Genomic DNA, 21,680 nt, shown 5'->3' on the forward strand with positions numbered 1-21,680 from the left:
CTTGTCACGTGCGATAAGCTTGCATTGAGGTTTGCTTGTTTGGATGAAAAGATTATTTTGCTTTGGGTTGTTCAAAAGTGTATATAAGAAAGGATTTTTATGTCCGTCTCTTTTGAAGATTTTTGATGACGGAAAGATATAAATTTAAATATTATAGAGATCACTAGAGTATATGAATGCTTTTGATGTTCACTGTGATACGCTATTTAAATGTGCATATTTCTATTCTCATATTATTATGAAAGTGTGTTTAAGAGCTTGAAAGCAAAAATGTAAAGCTCCTTTTTACTTGTGAGACAAGTGATAAAATATACTCTACTGATTTGTATTTTATTAGAAAATTACAGGACAGCTTTAGACTGGTTATATTTCAATAGAGACATAAAAATTTTTTATCTGTGAAAGTAAACATATTTGAGGCTCTGTATTTAGAGGTTTCTTCTCTTACTGCAAAACTCTCTCGGCATTACAGGGAGTGAAAGTATATACGAATATGGTCGTTGTTATTAAAAAGCAGCCTCATAGTTTTTGAAAACTGTGGTGAGTAAGGAAAGCTTTTTAAGATATTATGTTAAAAGGTATTCTTAGTATTTTTGTGAAATGAGATTATCATTTTAACTGTAGTCATTGCTTAGTCACAAAACTGTATTTATTTCGTTTAATTTTTTATTCTAATGGCAATATTTAGCGAATCGAGAATCAATCCATAAAATTTATGATATTGCTGGCAAGAGAAGTTTCTCTTTTCTTTCTATAGCTTTATGAATTTATGAAATCAAAAAGACGAGAATGATGATAAAGACATTTCATTATAGGAAAATTGCTCAAGATGGCTATGCGCGTCGTGGCGAAATCATAACGAGTCGTGGGTGTGTCCGCACACCCGCATTTATGCCAGTTGGGACGGCAGGAACCGTTAAGGCTATGTATATGGATCAGATCCGTGCTCTTGGAGCAGATATCATTTTGGGTAATACTTATCATTTAATGTTGCGTCCGGGGGCAGAGCGTGTTGCGCGTTTAGGGGGCTTACATGAATTTTCACGCTGGTTTGGACCTATTTTAACCGATTCTGGTGGATTTCAGGTTATGTCATTGGCGGGAATCCGTAAAATTACAGAACAAGGTGTAATTTTTCGCTCTTATATTAATGGAGCGTACTATGAAATGAGTCCAGAGCGCTCTATTGAAATTCAAGGGCTTCTTAATGCGGATATCCAGATGCAACTGGATCAATGTATCGCATTACCTGCAAGTGAAAAAGAAATAGAAGCTGCTATGGAACTTTCATTGCGGTGGGCACAGCGTTGTAAAACAGCTTTTGGTGATCAGCCAGACAAAGCACTTTTTGGTATTGTTCAAGGCGGTGATAATATGAAATTGCGTGAACGTTCTGCCAAAGCATTAAAAGAGATGGATTTGAAGGGCTATGCTATTGGAGGGCTTGCAGTTGGTGAACCGCAGAGTGTTATGACAGCCATATTGGATGCTACTTGTCCGATTTTGCCAGAGGATAAGCCGCGTTATCTCATGGGGGTAGGAACACCTGATGATATTTTAAAGAGTGTTGCTCGCGGTATTGATATGTTTGACTGTGTGATGCCAACACGTGCGGGACGTCATGGTTTAGCTTTTACACGCTTTGGGAGAATTAATTTGCGTAATGCACGTTATGCAGAAGATCCATATCCTCTTGATCCACAGTCGCTTTGTCCTGCTACATCTGATTATAGTTGTGCTTATTTGTATCATTTGATCAAATCTGGTGAATCTCTTGGTGGTATGTTGTTGACTTGGAATAATCTCTTTTATTATCAGAATCTTATGCAAGGAATTCGTGATGCCATTGAAGAAGGATGTTATGCTGACTTTTGCGCTGAAACTCGTGCTTTGTGGATGCAGGGACGCTAAAATGTTAACCGTCATGCATAGTGGCTGTCTTTTTCATGTTGCCTAATTTATTTTGCACCAAAAGTTTTTGCTTAAAAATAAAATTAGAAATGCTTTTTAAAAGGATAAAATTATATTGAGCTAAAAGATGAATGCACAGTTTTATTGGTCTACATTCTCCTGCGATTGTAGTGATAAACAGAAACTGTTGACTCCGGTACGCGCTACCTGATCCGGAGAAAAACAGTTTTTCTGCTTCTGATGACTGTTTAGATCAACAATGTTAATGAGGCGTTAGCGAACTCTTAAAGAAGTATGAAAATTGCGTTTTTATAGGGTATTTTTTATTTTTTTCGTTAAAAATGAAGCCTTAACGAAGGCTATCTCATTAAGGATGGTGGTGATTTAGTTTGAATTAGAGATTTAGAAAATGCAAACGGTTAATATTTTAAAGTGCTGTGTTTATTTTTTCTAATAGCGATATTCTAATATAATTGAAGATTCATTGAAGTTACATAATATTGCAGCTGCTATGCAGTTAAAAAATAAGTTTTATTTGTGAATAGACATTTTATTATGCCACTAAAAAGAAAAATAAAGGTGTTAGTCTTTTCACTGTGGAAGATATTTTAATACTTCTTTGGAAATTCTTAGATAGAGATATAAGAAGATTCTTCTTTCACTTATACCATATTACAGATAGCTACAATTAAAGTGTCAATATGCAGAAACGCTAACAATGAATAATTCTTATAGCCCCCCCCTTTTTGCATCAGAGATTGATTCGAAAACACGGTGTTTGGCAGTTTTAGCTCTTGCCGTGGGAAGTTTTGCTATTGGTACTGCAGAATTCGTTGCAATGGGACTACAGCCGGAGATGGCACGAAGCTCATCTGTTGATATTCCTACAGCGGGTCAATATATTTCTGCTTATGCATTGGGTGTTGTGATTGGAGCGCCTCTTTTAGCTATTGCAACAGCTAAGTTATCACGCAAAACTGTTTTGATAGGATTGATGTTTTTTTATGCACTTGCAAATATTGCTAGTGCCTTTTTTTCTGATTTTAGCATATTGATAGGGTTGCGTTTTATCAGTGGTCTTCCACATGGTATCTATTTCGGTCTTGCAACTATGGTTGCAGCTTCAATGGTGGAAATGAATGAACGTTCCAAAGCTGTTGGCTATGTTATGCTTGGTTTAACAATTGCGACCGTTTTGGGAGCACCCGGTGCAACCTGGATTGGTCAGCTTATTGGTTGGCAGATTGCTTTTATCCTTGTTGGCGCTATTGCTTTATTGTGTTGTTTGCTTGTTTGGAAGTTTTTGCCTTTTGATTTAAATCTTTTAAAAACAAGCCCTCTACGCGAATTGGGTGCGTTAAAACAAAAGCAAGTGTGGCTTCTTTTGACGATGGTTTCGGTTGGAGCATCAGGATTATTTTCTGTTTTTACTTATATTAAATCAACATTAATGCATATTGCTGGTGTTTCGCTTGATTGGGTGCCTTTTATTATGCCGTTAGTTGGGTTGGGGATGGTGGTTGGCAATCTTTTGGGGCCTAAGTTTGCGGCTAAATTCGGTATTTCACCAACGATATTTTTTTCTATGCTTTGGAGTACCTTTGTTTTTTTCCTTTTTTTCTTTTTATCCCATGCTCCGTTAACGGCCGCATTAGGATGTTTTTTTATTGGTACTTCTTTTGCAGCTATGCCTTCCATACAAACAAAAATTATGGATGTTGCTCTTCATGGGCAGGTTTTAGCGGGAGCATTAATGCAATCTGCTTTTAATATTGCAAATGCTCTTGGAGCAGAATCTGGAGCATGGGTTTTAAAGTTGGGTTATAGTTACGAATATACTGCTGTTGTTGGGTGTGTTTTAACTCTGTGTGGATTACTGATTTTTTGCTTCTCATGGTATGCAGAAGATTCTGATTAACATTTCTTTTCGTTATTGAGAAAAAATATCTTTTTATTGCTTTAGTTCTTTGATTGCCCTGTTGGATTTTTAAATATATTATAGGAAACGCGTAGAGCAAATGGGATACCAAGAAAAAATAAAAGACCGATGAGTGCTGCAACAAGAGCTTTTGCTGCTGAAATTATGTCTACTATTCCTCCAGGATTAAAGAGACCAGCAAGATTGGTAATTGTTCCTGAAAGTGTTGCGCTTAACGCGGCTGAAAACAACTGTACAGAGGTAAGGGATTCGCTAGCACGTAGAGCATCTTCATTATTTGCACATTGTAAGATCCGAGTTAACAAATGCGGCCATGCTATACCAGCGCTGATTCCGATAGCAAATAATGAAAAGCAAATGATAAAAATATGTTCAGAGGTAGAAGCTTTTGTCGGAATAAACCATAAAAGAATGCTTATGCCTAACAGGTTTAAGATGGGAGAATATACAATGATTCTGCGAACTTTTTTTGTGGATATACCAGCACTTGATAGAGCACCACATGTCCAACCGAGACTCATGAGTGTTGCCATATAACCAGCAATGAGTGGGGCTTGTCCATGAAGTTCTTGAAGAAAAAGTGGAAAATAAAGCTCTATACTATATACCACTATAGTCATGGTGAGTATCAATGTGTAAACAGGAAAAAGCTCGGAAGAGAGGGAAAAGGAGTTGCGCGGTAACATAGGATGAAGTGTAGATGATTCGATCTTTGCTAGAACTAAGAGAAGACTCAATCCGATAACTAGACCGCAGATTTTTGCAACTGTACTATCCATAGCTCCTCCAGCAGAAATGATGAAAATCAGTAAAATGAGTGTAAAGAGTTGTACGAGGGGGAGTGGGGATGTTGGAATATAATTTTCATTTTCTTTTGGTAAAACTTTAAGGGCTATGAGCAAGAAGATTATTGCTAATGCACCAAGAACTAAAAAAGATGCTCTCCATACACCGTAATGTACAGAAATGCCACCGATGGCAGGTCCTAATAAGGTTGATATTCCCCACATTCCAGAAATAACACTCAATGCATGTGACCATACAGATGGACTGAAAACAATACGTATCATAGAATAGGATAGGGATAGTAAAGAACCACTGCCGAATCCCTGAATAAAGCGTCCTATTAAAAAAGATGGCATAGTCGATGCACTGCTGCACATAAAGGTTCCAACGGTAAAGAAGAGCGCAGAGACAGCATAAGCTTTGCGAGGACCTATTTTTTCCAGTATTTTTGTTGCAAATGAAGTACCAAGGAGTGATGCTGTAATAAAAACAGTCGCCACCCAAGAATAATAAAGTTCTCCACCAATGTCACTCATAAGAGAAGGCAGAATAGTAACAACAATGTAAACGTTGGTGGCGTGCAATATAACACCGCCTGTAAACGTTAAAAAGCGAACACCATTTCTACCTAATAAAAGCGCGGACCAGCTTTGTTTTTCCACTGTTTTTGCTATTTAGTAAAAAGTTGACCTCTTTTATTTATAAGGCAGTTATTTGAATTTGCCAAGAGAAGATTCAAAGCCCTTCTTTCGCAGAGCTTTGAGATTTAATTAAGTTATGACTTAACTGTTCATTGCATTTTGGAGATTTTCATCGACTTTATCAAGAAAACCTGTTGTAGAAAGCCATTTTTGTTTAGGACCAATCAAAAGTGCGAGATCCTTAGTCATAAAACCTTCTTCAACGGTTTTAATACAAACTTCTTCTAATGTTGTGGCAAAGTTTTTTAATTTTTCATTGTTATCCAGTTTGGCACGATGGGCGAGACCACGTGTCCATGCAAAAATAGAGGCAATAGAATTCGTTGATGTTTCTTCATTCCTTTGATGTTGACGGTAATGGCGTGTTACTGTACCATGTGCAGCCTCTGCTTCAACAACTTTACCGTCTGGTGTCATGAGAACCGAAGTCATAAGGCCAAGGGAACCAAAGCCTTGAGCAACGGTATCTGATTGGACATCACCATCATAGTTTTTACATGCCCAGATATATCCACCTGACCATTTCAGTGCAGAAGCAACCATGTCATCAATTAAGCGATGTTCGTAATATAATTTACGACTTTCAAATTCAGCTTTAAATTCTGTATCAAATATTTCTTGAAAGATATCTTTAAAACGACCATCGTAAGCTTTCAGGATGGTGTTTTTTGTTGAAAAATAAACTGGAAGATTCCGCTGTAGCCCATAATTAAAAGATGCTCGCGCAAAGTCACGAATGGATTCATCAAGGTTATACATAGCCATAGCAATCCCTGCACTTGGGGCATCAAAAATCTCATGTTCGATAACTTGATTATCAGCGCCGACAAATTTAATACTTAATTTTCCTTTGCTAGGAAATTTGAAATCCGTTGCTTTATATTGATCACCAAAAGCGTGACGTCCGATAATAATTGGTTTTGTCCAGTTAGGAACGAGGCGTGGAACATTTTTGCAAATAATGGGTTCGCGAAAAATGACTCCTCCTAAAATATTGCGGATAGTACCATTGGGCGATTTCCACATTTTTTTTAAGCTGAATTCTTTAACACGTGACTTATCTGGTGTGATGGTTGCACATTTTATGCCAACGCCATATTGCTTGATAGCATTGGCAGAATCGATAGTTACCTGATCGTTGGTTGCATCTCGGTTTTCGATGGAAAGATCGTAATATTTGAGATCAATGTCGAGATAGGGATGGATCAGTTTGTCCTTGATATATTTCCAGATGATGCGAGTCATTTCATCGCCGTCGATTTCAACAACAGGGTTTTCCACTTTGATCTTTGCCATTAGAAGTCCTTTTCCATTTAAGTTATATATATTTTATAACACTTTCAGGCTTATGATGAAAAGTAAAAACAAGAATGATAGAGGCGTATTCATATGTGATACCAATAAGCTCTATTCTCATAGGAGATAAATTTTTATTGAAAAACGCATATTTTGAGCGGATATTTACTGATGAGGTAGGGGGGATTTATTTTTTGTTTGTGAAATGTTTTATCTAATTATTTGATAAATTTATGTTGCTCTTACTCTGTTTGTAGTTTTTGACTTATTGTGTTAGGTAAGAAAGGTTATAATAGCAATTGTTTTTATTGTTATTTCAGCTTTAAGGTTATGAGTTGTATTTTTAGATAAAGGTTTTATCTGATAAAGATGAGTTGTAATTAGAAACTAGTCACATATAAGCCCAGTTATAAGGTGACCTTTCATGATATCCTAGAGTTTCTTAGAGTTATTTTGAGTAAAAAGCTTATAAAGGATAGAGCTAGGTTTGCTAAAAAACTTACAGTATAAGCGTTATATTAATATAGCTCATGAATTCTAGCTTATTACGAGACGAAAACACTGAAAGATTCTATTTTTGATGAATTCCCATTTTTTATTATCCGTATGTACAGAAAAGTATTCTCCTTGAGAAAGAACCAGTGACAGGGAAACTTTGATGATTTCTTATATGCGGGCATGCAAAAATACACCTAAGGTCTTACTCCCTAAGTTTTGAAAATATATGCAATGCAAGAGGATATGGTACGCCCGTGTGATAATGCAACATGTGAAGAAATACTTATCAGATATGGGGGATGTGATTGAAAGTATATTTAATGTTGATCTTGAACAACAAATAGCAGTAATTATGTTGTAAACTAAATCGCAATTTTTAGAATATCAGAATAGTTAGAGTTGTAAGTTTTTAGCTATGTGCAAGAACATAGGAGCAACGATGATTTCCCTTTATAATGATTTAGATGTCAAATCTGTTTACAAGGGGACAGAAGTTGGTGCTTTGCCGTTGTCTGGAGGTGAGATACAGGAATGATGTATTTATAATTATTTATAATGATGAAAGTTGGCATCGTCTCAATCCTACACAGACACATTCAAAAAAAGATTTGCAAACCAAGCTTTATCCGTCTGGTTTTATAGGAAATTTTGCCATGCGAGAGATTCCAAAAGGTTGGTTATTGTGCGATGGGAAGGCTTATGTCGGATTGATTATAGTGATCTGTATGCATTGATAAGAATGATGTGATGTGAAAGTGATAGCTGGACGAAGTTTAATGTCCGAGATTTATTGGGATATTTTTACGCGGTGTTAATGGCGGAGACAAAATTGATCCGTAGTGTTCTTTTGCAAGAATATTGTTTAAAAGTCCATGATCATTTTATAAGTCTCTCGTCTTCAGAGCAGCTTTCCTTTCGAAAGAAGCATGATCTCTTTTCGGTTGATAGTTATTTGAAGAGGAGGGGCAGAAGTTTATTGATGAGGAGTGTGTGGGGTTGACAGGGATAGCTATGATAGGTGTAGAGAAGAATTTGTCAGAATAATTGAAAATACAAAACCAATAGAGGCTCCTTTTGGGTTTGTAGAAGAAGATAAACCACCCCTCCTTAAAATGGCTGAAAAATACCCCGAAAAACAGGTCCTGATTCGTAATAATTTTTAAATTTGCTAGAATCACAATGCTATATTTATTTTTGACAGGATTATTTTAGATGTTAACATCATTTGGTAAAACCTTACGCAGACTTCGCATTGATCACTCAGAACGGCTTTTGGATATGGGTGAGAAATTAGACAGATCTGTACCATTTTTATCTTCTGTAGAGATCGGCAAAAAGTTTTTACCGGTTGGCATGGAAGAAAAGATTATTGAACTCTATGCTTTGGATCAAGAGAGATAGCCGCACTGTTGAGAAGAAAAATGGATACTTCTCGCAAAGGTTTTACAATAAAGCCTTGTGATCCGTTGAGTTGTAAAATTGTCGGTATGTTTTTAAAAATTTTAAATGATCTCTCACAACAGAACTTAGAATTATTAAAGAAATTTATTAACAGTATTAGTAAAGCGAAAAGAGAGGAAAATGCTACTGTTGTAGAGAAATATCAAAAAATCCTATTCCCTCACTTTAATTTACGTATCCCTCACCTTAAAAAAACACATATAAAATCAATAAGATATATGCAATAAAAAGTAACATGGTACGCCCAAGGGGAATCGAACCCCTGTTTCCGCCGTGAAAGGGCGATGTCCTAACCGCTAGACGATGGGCGCAAACCAATGATGAGGCTTATAGAGAGGATCTTTTTACTTCGCAAGCCCTATCCGTAATTTTTTTTGAAAAAAACTGTTTTATTGAATAATTTTTAGGTATATATTTTTGAAAAGCATAAATGAAATCCCTATTTATCTCTATGTAGATGGCGGAAATAAGAGATTTTTGAAAGAGAATTAAAGTCGGTTGCTTATTCTTCCATATAATTTGAAACAATTTTTTCTGAAAGCTGCTAAGCATAGGAAGAATTGATTTAGGTATGTGTAACTGTAATTCATCAATATTTCAGGATTGCATTATGTGCAACTTGAGTCTTATGATTTTTACTTTAATGTAGGGATCCATTTATATATACATAAGATATTGAAATTTTTTGATTATTAGAGAAAAGTTGGATTATTAGAGAAAAGATATTTCTATAAATGGCCCAAGCTAGACAACGGTAGAAAAAGATATGGTATTATTTTCTAATCCAGTTTATTTTGTCCGTTCTCTTAATTTATCATATGAAAGAATGTTTTTTGTTCAATAGTTGTTGAATCGGGTAAGGTATTTTTACCTGTATTTCATCAAGGCTTTAGCCAATTATTTGTTGTTTTTTGGAGCTCTTTTGATTCTAGGCTTTATTTATTCAGCTTAATTTTTATGAAAAAATTTTTGTTAAGATAGTAAACTATATTTTTTATAATTTGTTAAGGATAATCTACATCTGTAAATCTTGATAGTTTTCATTGAGAATGTTTATAATAGTTGAGTTTATGTGTAAATATTTTTCAATGTTAGGATGGCAGATAAGTTTTGGCTATTGGAAACAAATAGTTTATTTATGCATATAGAATATTGTTGCATTTACTAAAGCATTTATATTCTCATACAAGTTATTGTTAATAATGCTTTTTTTATCATTTATCTATATTGCTATTGTTTGAAGGATGTATAAAAAAACCCCGGTGTTAATGATGGGCAATTTTTTATCGGAATCAGTTGTTTTTCTAGAGGCTATTAATCTTTGAAAAATATGAATATTTTTGTTTTTAGAACTTTTAATGAATGAGTTGATAATTCTTCTAGTAAGAAAAAATTTGTTTGAATAGAGCAGGGGGCTTTTTTTAGATTGTGGTGGTATAAGCATTATTTGCTTTAATTTTTGCATCATGTAACATTTTTAATGAAGGTAGGGATAAGCAGTTAGATAATGACAGAAGCTTTAAAAGTTGGCGTTGCGGGTCTTGGTACGGTTGGTGCTTCAGTCATCCGAATTTTGCGCGAAAAAGCTAACAGTTTGGCTTGCCAATGCGGGCGAACAATTAAAGTTGTTGCTGTGAGTGCACGTGATAAAGGGCGTAATCGTGGCATTGATTTGAGTGATGTCAAATGGTTTGATTCACCTGTGGAAATGGCTGCTTCTAATGAGATTGATGTTTTTGTTGAGTTAATTGGTGGTGAATTAGATCTCGTACATGCAGCGGTTAAGAAGGCGCTTGAGAGAGGGCATCATGTTGTTACTGCTAATAAAGCGCTTCTCGCTCGGCATGGTGTAACACTTGCTGTAAGTGCAGAAAAAAAAGGTATTTTTCTTCATTTTGAAGCTGCTGTTGCGGGGGGGATTCCCATCGTTAAAGCGATGAGAGAATCACTCTCCGGCAATTATCTATCGCGGGTTTATGGTATTCTCAATGGAACCTGCAACTATATATTGACACGCATGTTTACTGAAGGTCTTTCATTTAAAGACTGTTTGGCAGATGCACAGAGGCTTGGTTATGCTGAAGCTGATCCAACTTTTGATATTGGGGGACATGATACTGCCCATAAATTGGTACTATTGACAAGTTTGGCATTTGGGACAACGATTTCATTAGATGATGTTTATGTTGAAGGGATTAGCAACATTTCGCAGATTGATATCCGTGCGGCTGATGAATTGGGGTATCGGATTAAGCTGTTAGGGGTTGCATTAAAAACCGATTCTGGAATCGAGCAGCGTGTTCATCCAACAATGGTACCAACATCATCAATGATCGCACAGATTCATGGTGTAACGAATGCTCTTTCTATTCAAAGTGATTTATTAGGTGAACTTCTGTTTTCTGGTCCTGGTGCTGGAGGAGATGCAACAGCATCAGCGGTTATTAGTGATTTAGTTGATATCGCAAAAGCGCGTCCTGGTTTTCAGTATGCACCTGTTTTAGGAAGCCCAGCGTTGCAGCTTGTTCCTCATAAAAAAGCACATGTTTCTCATCATACAGGTGGTTATTTTATTCGTTTGAATGTTCATGATCGAGCTGGTGTTTTTGCAGCCGTTGCAAGGCATATGGCTGATAATCAGATTTCATTGGAGTCGATTGTTCAAAGACCTTTTGTAGAAAGTCAGACTGTAAAGACAATCATTTTGATAACGCATGAAACAACAGAAGTGAATGTACGAAAGGCACTTGCAGCGATTGAAAAAGATGGGCATCTTGTTACAAAATTTCAATTGATTCGTATCGAACCTATGACATAGAATTAACAATTTGCTTTATAATCGCAAAGGGAAGAAGCTTGAGCACTTTATTTTCTTGTAGAAAGTTCTCATCTTTGCCAAAAGCTTTCTTCTTAATGTTTAGAAACAGATGCTAACGTTTTTTTAGTACTCATTCAGTAGGATTTTTCATATGTCCACAACTCAAAAGATTTTAAATGGACTTGATCGTATTTTAACGCTTGAATTGGTACGTGTCACTGAACGCGCCGCTGTTGCGGCAGCGCGTTGGCGCGGACGTGGTAATGAAAAGGCTGCTGATCAAGCTGCTGTAGATGCGATGCGTCAGGAACTCAATCGCTTGCCTATTGATGGTACAGTGGTGATTGGCGAAGGTGAACGCGATGAAGCCCCTATGCTTTATATTGGAGAGAAAGTAGGTCTTCAAAATGGATTGGCGATTGATATTGCACTTGATCCACTTGAGGGAACGACAATTTGTGCTAAAAATCTTGCTAATTCCTTAGCTGTGGTTGCCATTGCTGAAAAGGGTAACTTACTTTATGCTCCTGACGTTTATATGAAAAAACTTGCTATTGGTCCTGGTTATCCAGAGGGGATTGTTGATATAGATGCTTCTCCTGCTGATAATATTCATGCCCTTGCAAAGGCTAAAGGCGTTGTTGTTAATCAGATTACCGTTTGTATTATGGATCGACCTCGCCACGAAAAACTGATTAATGAAGTGCGAACAACGGGGGCATCAATTCGTTTAATTGGTGATGGAGATGTTGCAGCCGTGATTGATACAACTGATTCAGATGAAACGGGTATTGATATCTATATGGGGATTGGTGGAGCGCCAGAGGGGGTATTAGCTGCTGCAGCTTTGCGCTGTATTGGTGGGCAGATGCAAGGGCGTTTGCTGCTTGATACAGAAGAAAAAATCGTACGTGCTGCCAAAATGGGGATCGATAATCCTAATAAAGCTTATACAATGGAAGAAATGGCAAAGGGTGATGTTTTATTTTCTGCAACCGGAGTAACGGACGGCAATATGCTTTCTGGTGTTAAATTCACTCCTCGTTATATTCAGACAGAAACTCTTGTGATGCGTTCACATACGGGTACGATCCGTAATATTAAAGCAAAACATAGGGATTATTCAAAATTTGATTAATTTCATCTTTTTTCGCAGTAGCTATTAAAAAATATCATTCTATGAATATACGCTTTTATAAAGGCTTTGGGAGGTATACTCACAGAAGAATTGATGACTGTACTTAGAGATAGCTTTATTGTTATGAGAGTGGAACAAAATGTACCCAGCCATGTGTGTCTTCTGTATTTCCTTTTTGAAGGTTAACCAATTGTGTGCGAAGTTGCTGTGTAATCTCGCCAATCGTTTCATTTCCAATGATCAACTCTCCACCTTTATATTTAAAACGGCCAATTGATGTGATAACAGCAGCAGTCCCGCAAGCAAAAGCTTCTTTAAGGTGACCACTTTGTGCATCTTCTTTGAGTGATTCAAAAGAATAAGGACGCTCCTCTATTATTAAACCCATCTGTTGTGCCAGCTTTAAAACTGAATCACGGGTTATTCCTGGGAGAATAGTACCATTAAGCGCAGGTGTTACAAGTGTATTATTTGCCATAATAAAGCAAACATTCATGCCACCAAGTTCTTCAATCCATTTATGTTCAACCATATCAAGGAAGAGCACTTGGCTACAATTATTTTGTATTGCATACTTTTGTACAAGCAAGCTCGCTGCATAATTACCGCCACATTTGGCAGCACCTGTTCCTCCTGGACCAGCACGGCTATAATCTGTTTCAAGCCATACGCTGACAGGTTTTTCTTCTCCCTTGAAATATGATTCAACAGGAGATGCTATGATACAAAAAAGATATTCTTCAGAAGGGCGAACGCCCAAAAAGTTTTCATTACCAAACATAAATGGGCGTATATAGAGGCTAGCATTTGGAAGACCGGAAACCCATTTTTGATCAATTTTTACCAATTGATTAACTGCTTCTAAAAAAATATCCTTTGGTAATTCGGGCATGGCTAACCGTTTTGCCGATTCTATAAAGCGTTGCGCATTGGCAGTAGGACGGAATAACAAAATGCGTCCATCTTCTGCACGATATGCTTTTAAACCCTCAAAAATTTCTTGTGCATAATGCAAAACAGTACTTGCTGGGCTAATTTCTAAAGGTTTGTATTGAGAGATAACAGCGTTATGCCAACCTTTGGCTTTACTCCATTGGATGGTGCACATGTGATCTGTAAAAAATTTACCAAAACCCGGACTTCTTAGAATTTCTTCACGGTTTTCGTTTGATAGAGGTGATGGGTGCTTTTCTATTTTAAACGGAAGCGATGATATGGGAGAGTTCATAAGTAGAGCCTTTATACATTATTTTTAAGTACTTCTATTATAAGAACAATAAGATACTTTCATTGTAAATCTATTATTAGCAAATCCTTTGTGTCAATGTTTTATTACAAAATTTAAAGTGAAAACTATTCGCGGATACCTTTTTGATTCTATTTTTATGATTTTTCTTTTCAATTTTATCAAGCAATCTGGAACCGTTATACATAGTTATCGTTTTGCAAAATAACTGTCTAAATAATTTCATATAGGCATATCTTATAACTTAAAGATAGGGAAAAAAGGAATTTACTATGATTGATAGAAATTACGAAACATACGAGGAGCATATAGCTTCAGAAAAAAAAGAGCGTGAACAGCTTAATTCAATTGGCAAAGGTATCTTTGCTATTCTTCTTGGGCTTTTTATTATTTGGCTTATTTTTGGCTTTTTAGGTTCTTTTTTTTGAAAAATCCCCTAAAACATGTATCTCATGATAACACGACACAATCAGAACAGAGTATAATAAGCCCAGGAAAAGATTTAAATCCAAAAGCTCCATTACCTTACACCTATTAAGAGCATGGCCATCTTTATTTCATAAGTAGAACTCTTCAAAGGAAAAATCTAACTCAACATAAATTAAGTAGTAAAATTACCTTAAATATATATCTAGAAAAATCTAATAGGACTTTAATTCCAAAATTATTAGAGTAGTTAATGAGTTGCTGTGGAAATAAATAGTGCGACGGTTGTTGGAACCGTTGCACTATTTATTTAGCGTGTGATGAAACAATTTCCCCCAGAGTTTTTAATATCTTCACAAAGATTTATGGCGTCATTCCGGTTTTGTGTTTGAATACGAATACGATAATATGTTCCTTTTCCTGGTATAAGAGCAGACTGAATATTTAAAGGACGAGAACCAATGAGGAATCCAAATCTAGACTTCATTCTTTTCAAAGAATCCCTAGCGAGCGCCTGGGTCGGTTGGGATGCAAGTTGGACGTAATAATTTTCTGAGTGTTGTGCAACTGTCTTGCTTGGTAGTGCTGGGCGAGAAGAATCGTGTGTTTGTACCTCTGAATTGTCCTCTACATATGGAGGAATTGGTATAACTTTTTTTTCAATATCAGAAATAGAAGCGTTTTCCGCTATTATTTTATCAATCTCACTTGTGATATTATCTTCTGTTACGTTGGTATTTATATCGGCTTCGTTTGAAGAAATAGAGGAAGAATCTTGAAATTGATCACCAGGAGTTTTATCAATTGTTTTTTCTAGTTCATCAGAGGTTTTTCCCTCTGTTTGATGCTTTGGTGATAAAGCAATTGTGCCATCTTGATTTACAACAACAGTTTGTATTTCTCGCGTTGGAATAGTATGATTAATTGCCTCGGTCACAGCATTTTCAACATCAGATTCATCAAGAGAAGACGATGAAAAGTTTGTAGATTCTTGTTGATTTAATTCTGCCAAGTCTTCCGGCTGTTCAGATTTATCAATAAGAAACTGTTGTGGATTTTCTTGTTTTTCATTTTGTCCAGTTTTTTGTTTATAAATATCTAAATTATGTGCAATATCATTTTTCGTTTCAGTTATTTCTTGTTTGAATTTAAAAGGTGTATTGTCAGCCTGGATAATGGGAGTGCTTTCGTTTTGTTGTGATGGCATAAAGAAATGAGAATAACCGACAAAACCAATTGCCATTAAGATAAGAAAAACAGCACCTTTAATAATACTTTTTCCAATAATAAAATTTTTAAAGGTAGAGGGGGGTGATACAGGAGTGGAGACTTCCTCTACACCTCTGTATGATGATTTCTCAGTAAAGGAAGAAGAATTATAATCCACATTGTCAGCGGAGAAATATTTAGCATTTCTGTTTTGGGAATTTGTATATGCATCTTCTTTTTGATTTTGTATGGTTTGATGAAAGATTTCATTAACGACTTGGCTTTGCCGCTGTTGCTGTGAAAAATCTTCTGCTGAAACATTTCCTACATTGAGTACATCAGCAAATTCTTCCTTTAAATCATCAATTGGTACATCATATTCTGGAGCTTCATACGGGACTTTTGGAACCATAATTTGTCCAGTTTTTTCTACAATTTCCTCTGAAAATTTATAAGTATCAACATTTGGAGGGGGATCATCTCTGTGTGTGTAGTTATGAGCAGAAACATTGCTCGTTTCTGTTATATTTAGAGTTTCTGATGCGTGGTGTGTATCATTTAAATTATTTTGGCTATACAGAACTTCTTTTTTATTGGTTTGACTAGAGATATTTTCAGCATTACTGATATATTGGGATTGAGCATTGCGATATGTTAGTGCTTCTTCAGTATAAGTTTCTTTTTCTAAGAGACTCTCTCCATAAAATTCAGGATAATCAGTCGTATGGTCTTTTTGTGGAAAACCTTTTAAATCAGACGGGTTATTAATTTTTTCTGGATCTAAATATGATGAGAAGTCATTTCTTGTTTCATTTTTTACAGTGTTTTTTCTTTCTGAAACAAAGTTAGAAGATGGAAAAAACATATTTTCATCTACAGGAGAGATATCTGTATAAAATTCTTCACTTAAATTTTCTTGATCAGCCGAAGCTTTATAGGAATGGTTTATGGGGGCATCGTAGAGATTTTGAGTCTCTTCATAATTTTGTTGTACGTCTGGAGTATTTGATTGTTGCTCGTTTGTGTTTGGAAAATGGTTGGCATGTTCAATGAAGACTGTTGTATCTTTATTATTGTCTCTATCAGCTTCATCAAAAAAGAAATTTTCTGATTGTGCACTAAAATCACTTTTTTTAAAAAAAAGATCAGCATTGGTCGAAGTTGCTCTATATTGAGGCGATTGATTCTTTTGAATAGGCAACGGTGAAAGCGCATCTAAAATTTGCTCTTCATCATGAGCAAGAGATGAGGAATCTGGATTTTTAGACAAAAAATTGTTTTCTTTAAATTGGTTAGAAGGAGAATATTGAGCAACATATGAGGTTTGTTCACTGCTCGTTGTATGTGAGTCCCATGGCTTCTTTTGATCATCAAAAGGTAGGTTATTCGTTAAATTATTTTCAAGTTCTGCTTCTAGAAAGGACAAATCTAAATCGTCATCATGAGATGAAGTTTTAGGGGGACGAGATCTTGATTGATCAGTCTGTAAGGAAGATTGATCTTGCTGACTTACGCTTTGTTTGTTGGGATTAAAGAGTTGCGTAAGCCTCTCTAAAGGATCATGGTGTTCATGATCTCGTTTCATTTCGTGCAAATTTTTGCGATCGTTACCGCTCATAGCTTTTCTCACATGATGATTTGCATCTGCGTGCAATAAATGGTTAATTGTGGTTTATTATATTTAAAATTATAAACTCCCCCTCCTATGACAAGGATACATAAAAATTTTCATCAATAAAGTATTTATTTTATGTATTTATAGAACTTTTTCAACGCATTTCTGTTGCTGCTTCGACTCCCACAATTGCAAGTCCTGATGTTAAAATATTCATGACAGCTTGTATCAACCCCAATCTGGCAAATGATAGCTCCTTATTATCAGACTGAATAAAGCGTAAATTGACATTATCACTCCCTTTATTCCAATGGGCGTGAAAGTTGGAAGCGAGGTCATAGAGATAAAATGCCAATCGATGTGGTTCTTTATGGACTACAGCCTGTTCAATTATGCGTGGATATTCAGAAAGTTTGCGTATTAAGGATATTTCATTATCGTCTGTTAATAGGTTAAGATGCGCAATCATTGTGTCGTTTGAAAAACTTTCAATATGAAGGGATTCTTGTGCTTGACGAAAGACCGAATGACAACGCGCACTAGCGTATTGTACATAAAAGATAGGGTTATCTTTTGATTGTTCTGTCACTTTTGCAAAATCAAAATCAAGAGGTGCTTCACACTTACGGTATAGCATCATAAAACGTACAGGATCACGCCCCACTTCTTCTACAACATCACGCAAAGTGACAAATGATCCTGCTCTTTTTGACATGCGTACAGGTTGACCGTTGCGAAAGAGTTTTACCAATTGACATAAGAAAACGCTCAATTTGGCTTTATTACCAGAAATTGCTTTTGCCATCGCTTCTAACCGTTTTACGTAACCAGCGTGATCTGCACCTAGAATATAAATCATTTCATCAAAATGACGATTGAATTTATCACGAAAATAAGCAATATCTGCAGCAAAGTAAGTGTAAGAACCGTCAGATTTAACTAAGACCCGGTCTTGGTCATCGCCAACATCCGTTGAACGAAACAAAGTCTGTTCGCTTGGTTCCCAGTCTTCTATATTTTGTCCCTTTGGTGGTGGGAGTTTTCCTTTGTAAATATAACCATTTAAAGTGAGGTCATTAATCGTATTACGGATAGCACGTGCATTATCTGCGTAAAGCATCTTCTCAGAGAAAAAGATATCATGATAAATATTAAGAGCAGCTAAATCTTTGCGAATCATTGACATCATTGCATGAATTGCACGCTCTTTCACGATAGATAAAGCTTCATCTTTATCGATGGTGAGTAATTGGTCATCGAACTCTTGAACAAGTGCTTTGCCCAATGGTATCAAGTATTCACCAGGATAAAGTCCTTCTGGAATTTCATTAATTTTTTCTCCAAGCGCTTCGCGATAGCGCAAAAGTACGGAGTGGGCAAGTACTTCGATTTGTTTACCAGCATCATTGATGTAATATTCTTTCGTAATGTTATAGCCTACAAATTGTAGTAAATTAGAGAGAACATCTCCAATAACGGCACCTCGACAGTGCCCCACATGCATTGGCCCTGTTGGATTTGCTGACACATATTCAACATTGATACGCTTGCCCTGTCCCAAGGGTATACGTCCGTAAGAGAGGCCTAATTCAAGCATGGATTTTATTGCATTTTGCCAAAATGCTGTTGTGAGCTTGATGTTGATAAATCCAGGACCTGCAACACCAATAGAGTCGATAAAGGGATCATCTTTGAGACGTTCTATGATCTTCTCGGCAACAGCACGGGGATTCAGGCCAATAGGCTTTGCAAGCACCATGGCAGCATTGGTTGATAAGTGGCCATGTGAAGAATCGCGTGGGGAATCAACGGTGATTTTTGATAAATCTAAGTCTTCTCCATTTTTCCCTTTTATATCAGATAATTCGAGTAATTTTTTAAGTTTTTTTTCGAAATTTTTAAAGACATTCATATTTAACTTCCATCATGGTATATAAAAGCAATTAAATGAAATTATCTGTATGGTCAAATAAGCGGTGGTATTCACGTAGAGCGTAGTGATCTGTCATACCCGAGAGAAAGTCAGAAATGAGACGTGCTAACTCATAACTTGTTAAGTCCGCTGTTCTTTTGCACCAATTTTCAGGCATTTTATCCGGACTTTTATAGTAACAGTCGAATAATTTTTGTACAATGCATTTTGCTGCATTGCGACGCTTGAGAACTTGATCATGGTAATAAAGATTTTTAAACAGAAAGTCTTTTAGTTCTTTTTCGTAAACAGCCATCATGGGTGAAAAGGCAACAATGGTTTGTTTTGCTTGGTGAACATCATTTATGCTTGTCGGTTTAATACGTGCTAAATTTTCCTGTGATTGTTTTATGACGTCCTCAACCATGGTTGTTATCTGTCTTCGTACAAGTGTGTAACCGCACCGAGCTTGATCGAGCTGTGGATGTTCGTTGGTTATATCTTTTAATAATGCTGCTGTCAGTGGAATTTGTTTGAATTGATCGAGTGTTAAAAATTGCGAGCGCAACCCATCATCAATATCATGCGCATTATAAGCAATATCATCAGCAATAGCAGCACATTGTGCTTCTAGTCCAGCAAAGCAGTCAAGCTCAAGATCTTGCTTTGTATTGTATTTTAGAATATCGATAGGAACATCTTTACCATTAGAATAAGGACCTAAAAGAGGACCGTTATGTTTCACAAGTCCTTCGAGTGTTTCCCAAGTAAGGTTAAGTCCATCAAAATTTGCATAGCGCTGTTCCAACTTTGTAACAATGCGTAACGCTTGTGCGTTATGGTCAAAGCCGCCATAAGGTGCCATTGCTTCATTGAGAGCATCTTCGCCTGCGTGACCAAAGGGTGTGTGCCCAAAATCGTGAACAAGGGCAATGGCTTCAGCTAGATCTTCATCAAGACATAGTGCACGGGCTAATGTTCGTGCAATTTGAGAAACTTCTATCGAATGTGTCAGCCTAGTGCGATAATGATCGCTTTCATCAGCAATAAAGACTTGTGTTTTGTGTTTAAGGCGTCGAAATGCATTAGAATGAATAATCCTATCTCTATCTCGTTGAAAAGGTGTTCTTGTGGTATTCATAGTTTCATGGAATAATCTACCACGACTTGTTTGCGGGTTGGTGCTATAGACCGCTCGAGACTGGTAATTTATATTGATATTGCTTATATTCATTGTAAGCTGTCCGTTATCATTCTAAATTAAGGTTGGTTTATACTCAAACTTTTCTTTTTTGGGGGGATACTCTTTCTGGATAGTTTAATGCAAGGATATATAGAATGAGTGTGAATATTTCGAATGTTGCTGCTAAGCGGATTACACAGATACTTTTGAGTGAACCTGATAAAATAGGATTACGTATTTCCGTTGAAGGTGGTGGGTGTTCAGGTTTTTCTTATAAATATGACTTGGTTTCGGAAGCGTGTGAAGGTGACCTTGTTCTTAAGAAAGATGGGGCAATTGTCTTTATTGATTCTCTCTCTCTTCCTTTCATGGAAGGGGCTGAAATTGATTTTGTTGATGATCTTATGGGACAGTCTTTTCAAATTCATAATCCCAATGCTATATCATCATGTGGTTGCGGTGTGAGTTTTTCAATTTAGAATGATGACTTTATGATATTGCTTCTTGAAAAAATTATCACTTTGGTCAAAAATACAAAAATGGGTATTTTTATAAAAATATTGCGCCACTATTTAAGGTTATGCGTGACGCTTACCTTACTGATTTGGAGTAATTGTGTCTTTTCTGAAGAAGGGGCAAAGCAGGATTATCAACAAAAACAACCGAAAAGTTTTATTTTAAAATCCCAAGATCATGAAAAAGAAAATTTCGTTTCTCAATCCCAACTTATTTTGCATGCTCAGTTAAAAAACAACGATGAAAATATCGTTAGAGGACTCATCTGGCGAATTTATGCACCCATTTTAGGGATTGATAATAAATTACCACTCATTGCAATTCATGAAGGGGGGAGTGCGCGTTTTGACTTAGATCCGGGAAGTTATCTTGTTCATGTCTCCTTTGGTCAGGCAAGTGCAGTGCACCATGTGAATTTAGAAAGTGGGCAGAATGTTGTTAAAAAATTTACTCTTGATGCTGGTGGTGTTATTTTAAATGCTACACTGTTAAATGGTCCAGTCAATGAAAAGGAATTGCATTTCACTATCTATGAAGATGAGAAAGGAAATGATGATACCGGCGTAATTTTGTCAAATATTAAACCTCATTCAATTGTGCGTTTGAAAGCTGGTAACTATCATGTTGCTTCCCATTATGGTTCCGTTAATGCGAGTGTTCGTTCGGATATCCAAGTCGATGCAGGCAAAATCACAGAAGTAACTCTTGAACATCAGGCCGCGCAAATCGTCTTAAAGTTGGTACGGCAAGAAGGAGGAGAAGCACTTGCAGATACAAGTTGGTCTATTACCAATGATTCTGGTGATATCGTATACGAAACAGTTGGTGCTTATGTTTCACTCGTTTTAGCTGAGGGTGAGTATATTGCGATTGCTAAAAATCAAGACAAAATTTATCAAAAAGTTTTTTCTGTTGTTTCTGGCCATGATGAAGATGTAAGTGTGATAGCAGATACACAAAATATACAATAAATTGATAAAGAAATGGATTAATAGTATTCATAGCATAGGTTGCAATGAGGGAGA

General features: G+C 36.3%; 12 protein-coding genes, 1 tRNA gene and 2 pseudogenes. 8 read left to right on the forward strand and 7 right to left on the reverse strand.

Annotated features, from left to right (window positions below):
- Nucleotides 1-792: 792 nt before the first annotated feature.
- Both tgt and HNQ69_RS00230 read left to right on the forward strand, forming a co-directional pair.
- Nucleotides 793-1,911: a tRNA guanosine(34) transglycosylase Tgt gene (tgt, locus tag HNQ69_RS00225; protein WP_183228118.1), complete on the forward strand. Its 1,119-nt coding sequence runs from the start codon at nt 793-795 to the stop codon at nt 1,909-1,911.
- A gap of 718 nt (nt 1,912-2,629) precedes the next feature.
- Nucleotides 2,630-3,829, forward strand: coding sequence for an MFS transporter (locus tag HNQ69_RS00230; RefSeq protein ID WP_183228119.1), 1,200 nt, complete (start codon nt 2,630-2,632; stop codon nt 3,827-3,829).
- Nucleotides 3,830-3,870: 41 nt separating this feature from the next.
- Here the strand turns inward: HNQ69_RS00230 and HNQ69_RS00235 are convergent, their stop codons facing one another.
- Complete coding sequence (locus HNQ69_RS00235; protein WP_183228120.1) at nt 3,871-5,298, reverse strand: MFS transporter; 1,428 nt, start codon at nt 5,296-5,298, stop codon at nt 3,871-3,873.
- A gap of 120 nt (nt 5,299-5,418) precedes the next feature.
- A complete protein-coding gene (locus HNQ69_RS00240) occupies nt 5,419-6,633 on the reverse strand; it encodes an NADP-dependent isocitrate dehydrogenase (RefSeq protein WP_183228121.1) in 1,215 nt (404 codons plus the stop codon).
- Nucleotides 6,634-8,343: 1,710 nt separating this feature from the next.
- Here HNQ69_RS00240 and HNQ69_RS00245 point away from each other — a divergent pair.
- Nucleotides 8,344-8,702, forward strand: a pseudogene (locus tag HNQ69_RS00245) (XRE family transcriptional regulator); the annotation flags it as partial.
- A gap of 126 nt (nt 8,703-8,828) precedes the next feature.
- Here the strand turns inward: HNQ69_RS00245 and HNQ69_RS00250 are convergent.
- A tRNA-Glu gene (locus HNQ69_RS00250) sits at nt 8,829-8,903 on the reverse strand.
- A 1,196-nt stretch (nt 8,904-10,099) separates the two neighbouring features.
- Between HNQ69_RS00250 and HNQ69_RS00255 the strand changes: the two genes are divergently transcribed.
- Together HNQ69_RS00255 and glpX are read left to right on the forward strand one after the other, a co-directional pair.
- Nucleotides 10,100-11,410 (forward strand): homoserine dehydrogenase, encoded by a 1,311-nt coding sequence (locus tag HNQ69_RS00255; protein ID WP_183228122.1) that lies wholly within the window; start codon nt 10,100-10,102, stop codon nt 11,408-11,410.
- Between the two features lie 151 nt (nt 11,411-11,561).
- Entirely contained in the window at nt 11,562-12,548 is a 987-nt protein-coding gene (glpX, locus tag HNQ69_RS00260) for a class II fructose-bisphosphatase (protein WP_183228123.1), read from the forward strand.
- Between the two features lie 121 nt (nt 12,549-12,669).
- Here glpX and HNQ69_RS00265 read toward each other — a convergent pair whose 3' ends face one another.
- Entirely contained in the window at nt 12,670-13,776 is a 1,107-nt protein-coding gene (locus HNQ69_RS00265; RefSeq protein WP_183228124.1) for a branched-chain amino acid aminotransferase, read from the reverse strand.
- 290 nt (nt 13,777-14,066) lie between these two features.
- Here HNQ69_RS00265 and HNQ69_RS00270 point away from each other — a divergent pair.
- Nucleotides 14,067-14,332: pseudogene (locus HNQ69_RS00270) on the forward strand (hypothetical protein).
- Nucleotides 14,333-14,530: 198 nt separating this feature from the next.
- Here the strand turns inward: HNQ69_RS00270 and HNQ69_RS00275 are convergent.
- The 3 genes from HNQ69_RS00275 to HNQ69_RS00285 all read right to left on the reverse strand — a co-directional run bounded on the left by HNQ69_RS00275 (nt 14,531) and on the right by HNQ69_RS00285 (nt 20,190).
- Nucleotides 14,531-17,047 (reverse strand): SPOR domain-containing protein, encoded by a 2,517-nt coding sequence (locus HNQ69_RS00275; protein ID WP_183228125.1) that lies wholly within the window; start codon nt 17,045-17,047, stop codon nt 14,531-14,533.
- Nucleotides 17,048-17,198: 151 nt separating this feature from the next.
- The gene (gene argS / locus HNQ69_RS00280) at nt 17,199-18,956 is read right to left on the reverse strand and encodes an arginine--tRNA ligase (protein ID WP_183228126.1); all 1,758 of its coding nucleotides are present in this window, start codon (nt 18,954-18,956) and stop codon (nt 17,199-17,201) included.
- 31 nt (nt 18,957-18,987) lie between these two features.
- Nucleotides 18,988-20,190, reverse strand: a complete 1,203-nt coding sequence (locus HNQ69_RS00285; RefSeq protein ID WP_183228127.1) for a deoxyguanosinetriphosphate triphosphohydrolase — start codon at nt 20,188-20,190, stop codon at nt 18,988-18,990.
- A gap of 104 nt (nt 20,191-20,294) precedes the next feature.
- Between HNQ69_RS00285 and HNQ69_RS00290 the strand changes: the two genes are divergently transcribed.
- The gene (locus HNQ69_RS00290; protein ID WP_183228128.1) at nt 20,295-20,618 is read left to right on the forward strand and encodes a HesB/IscA family protein; all 324 of its coding nucleotides are present in this window, start codon (nt 20,295-20,297) and stop codon (nt 20,616-20,618) included.
- Nucleotides 20,619-20,630: 12 nt separating this feature from the next.
- Entirely contained in the window at nt 20,631-21,626 is a 996-nt protein-coding gene (locus tag HNQ69_RS00295; protein WP_183228129.1) for a carboxypeptidase regulatory-like domain-containing protein, read from the forward strand.
- Nucleotides 21,627-21,680 lie beyond the last annotated feature (54 nt).

It is taken from the genome of Bartonella callosciuri, assembly GCF_014203215.1.
GTDB classification, from domain to species: Bacteria; Pseudomonadota; Alphaproteobacteria; order Rhizobiales; family Rhizobiaceae; genus Bartonella; species Bartonella callosciuri.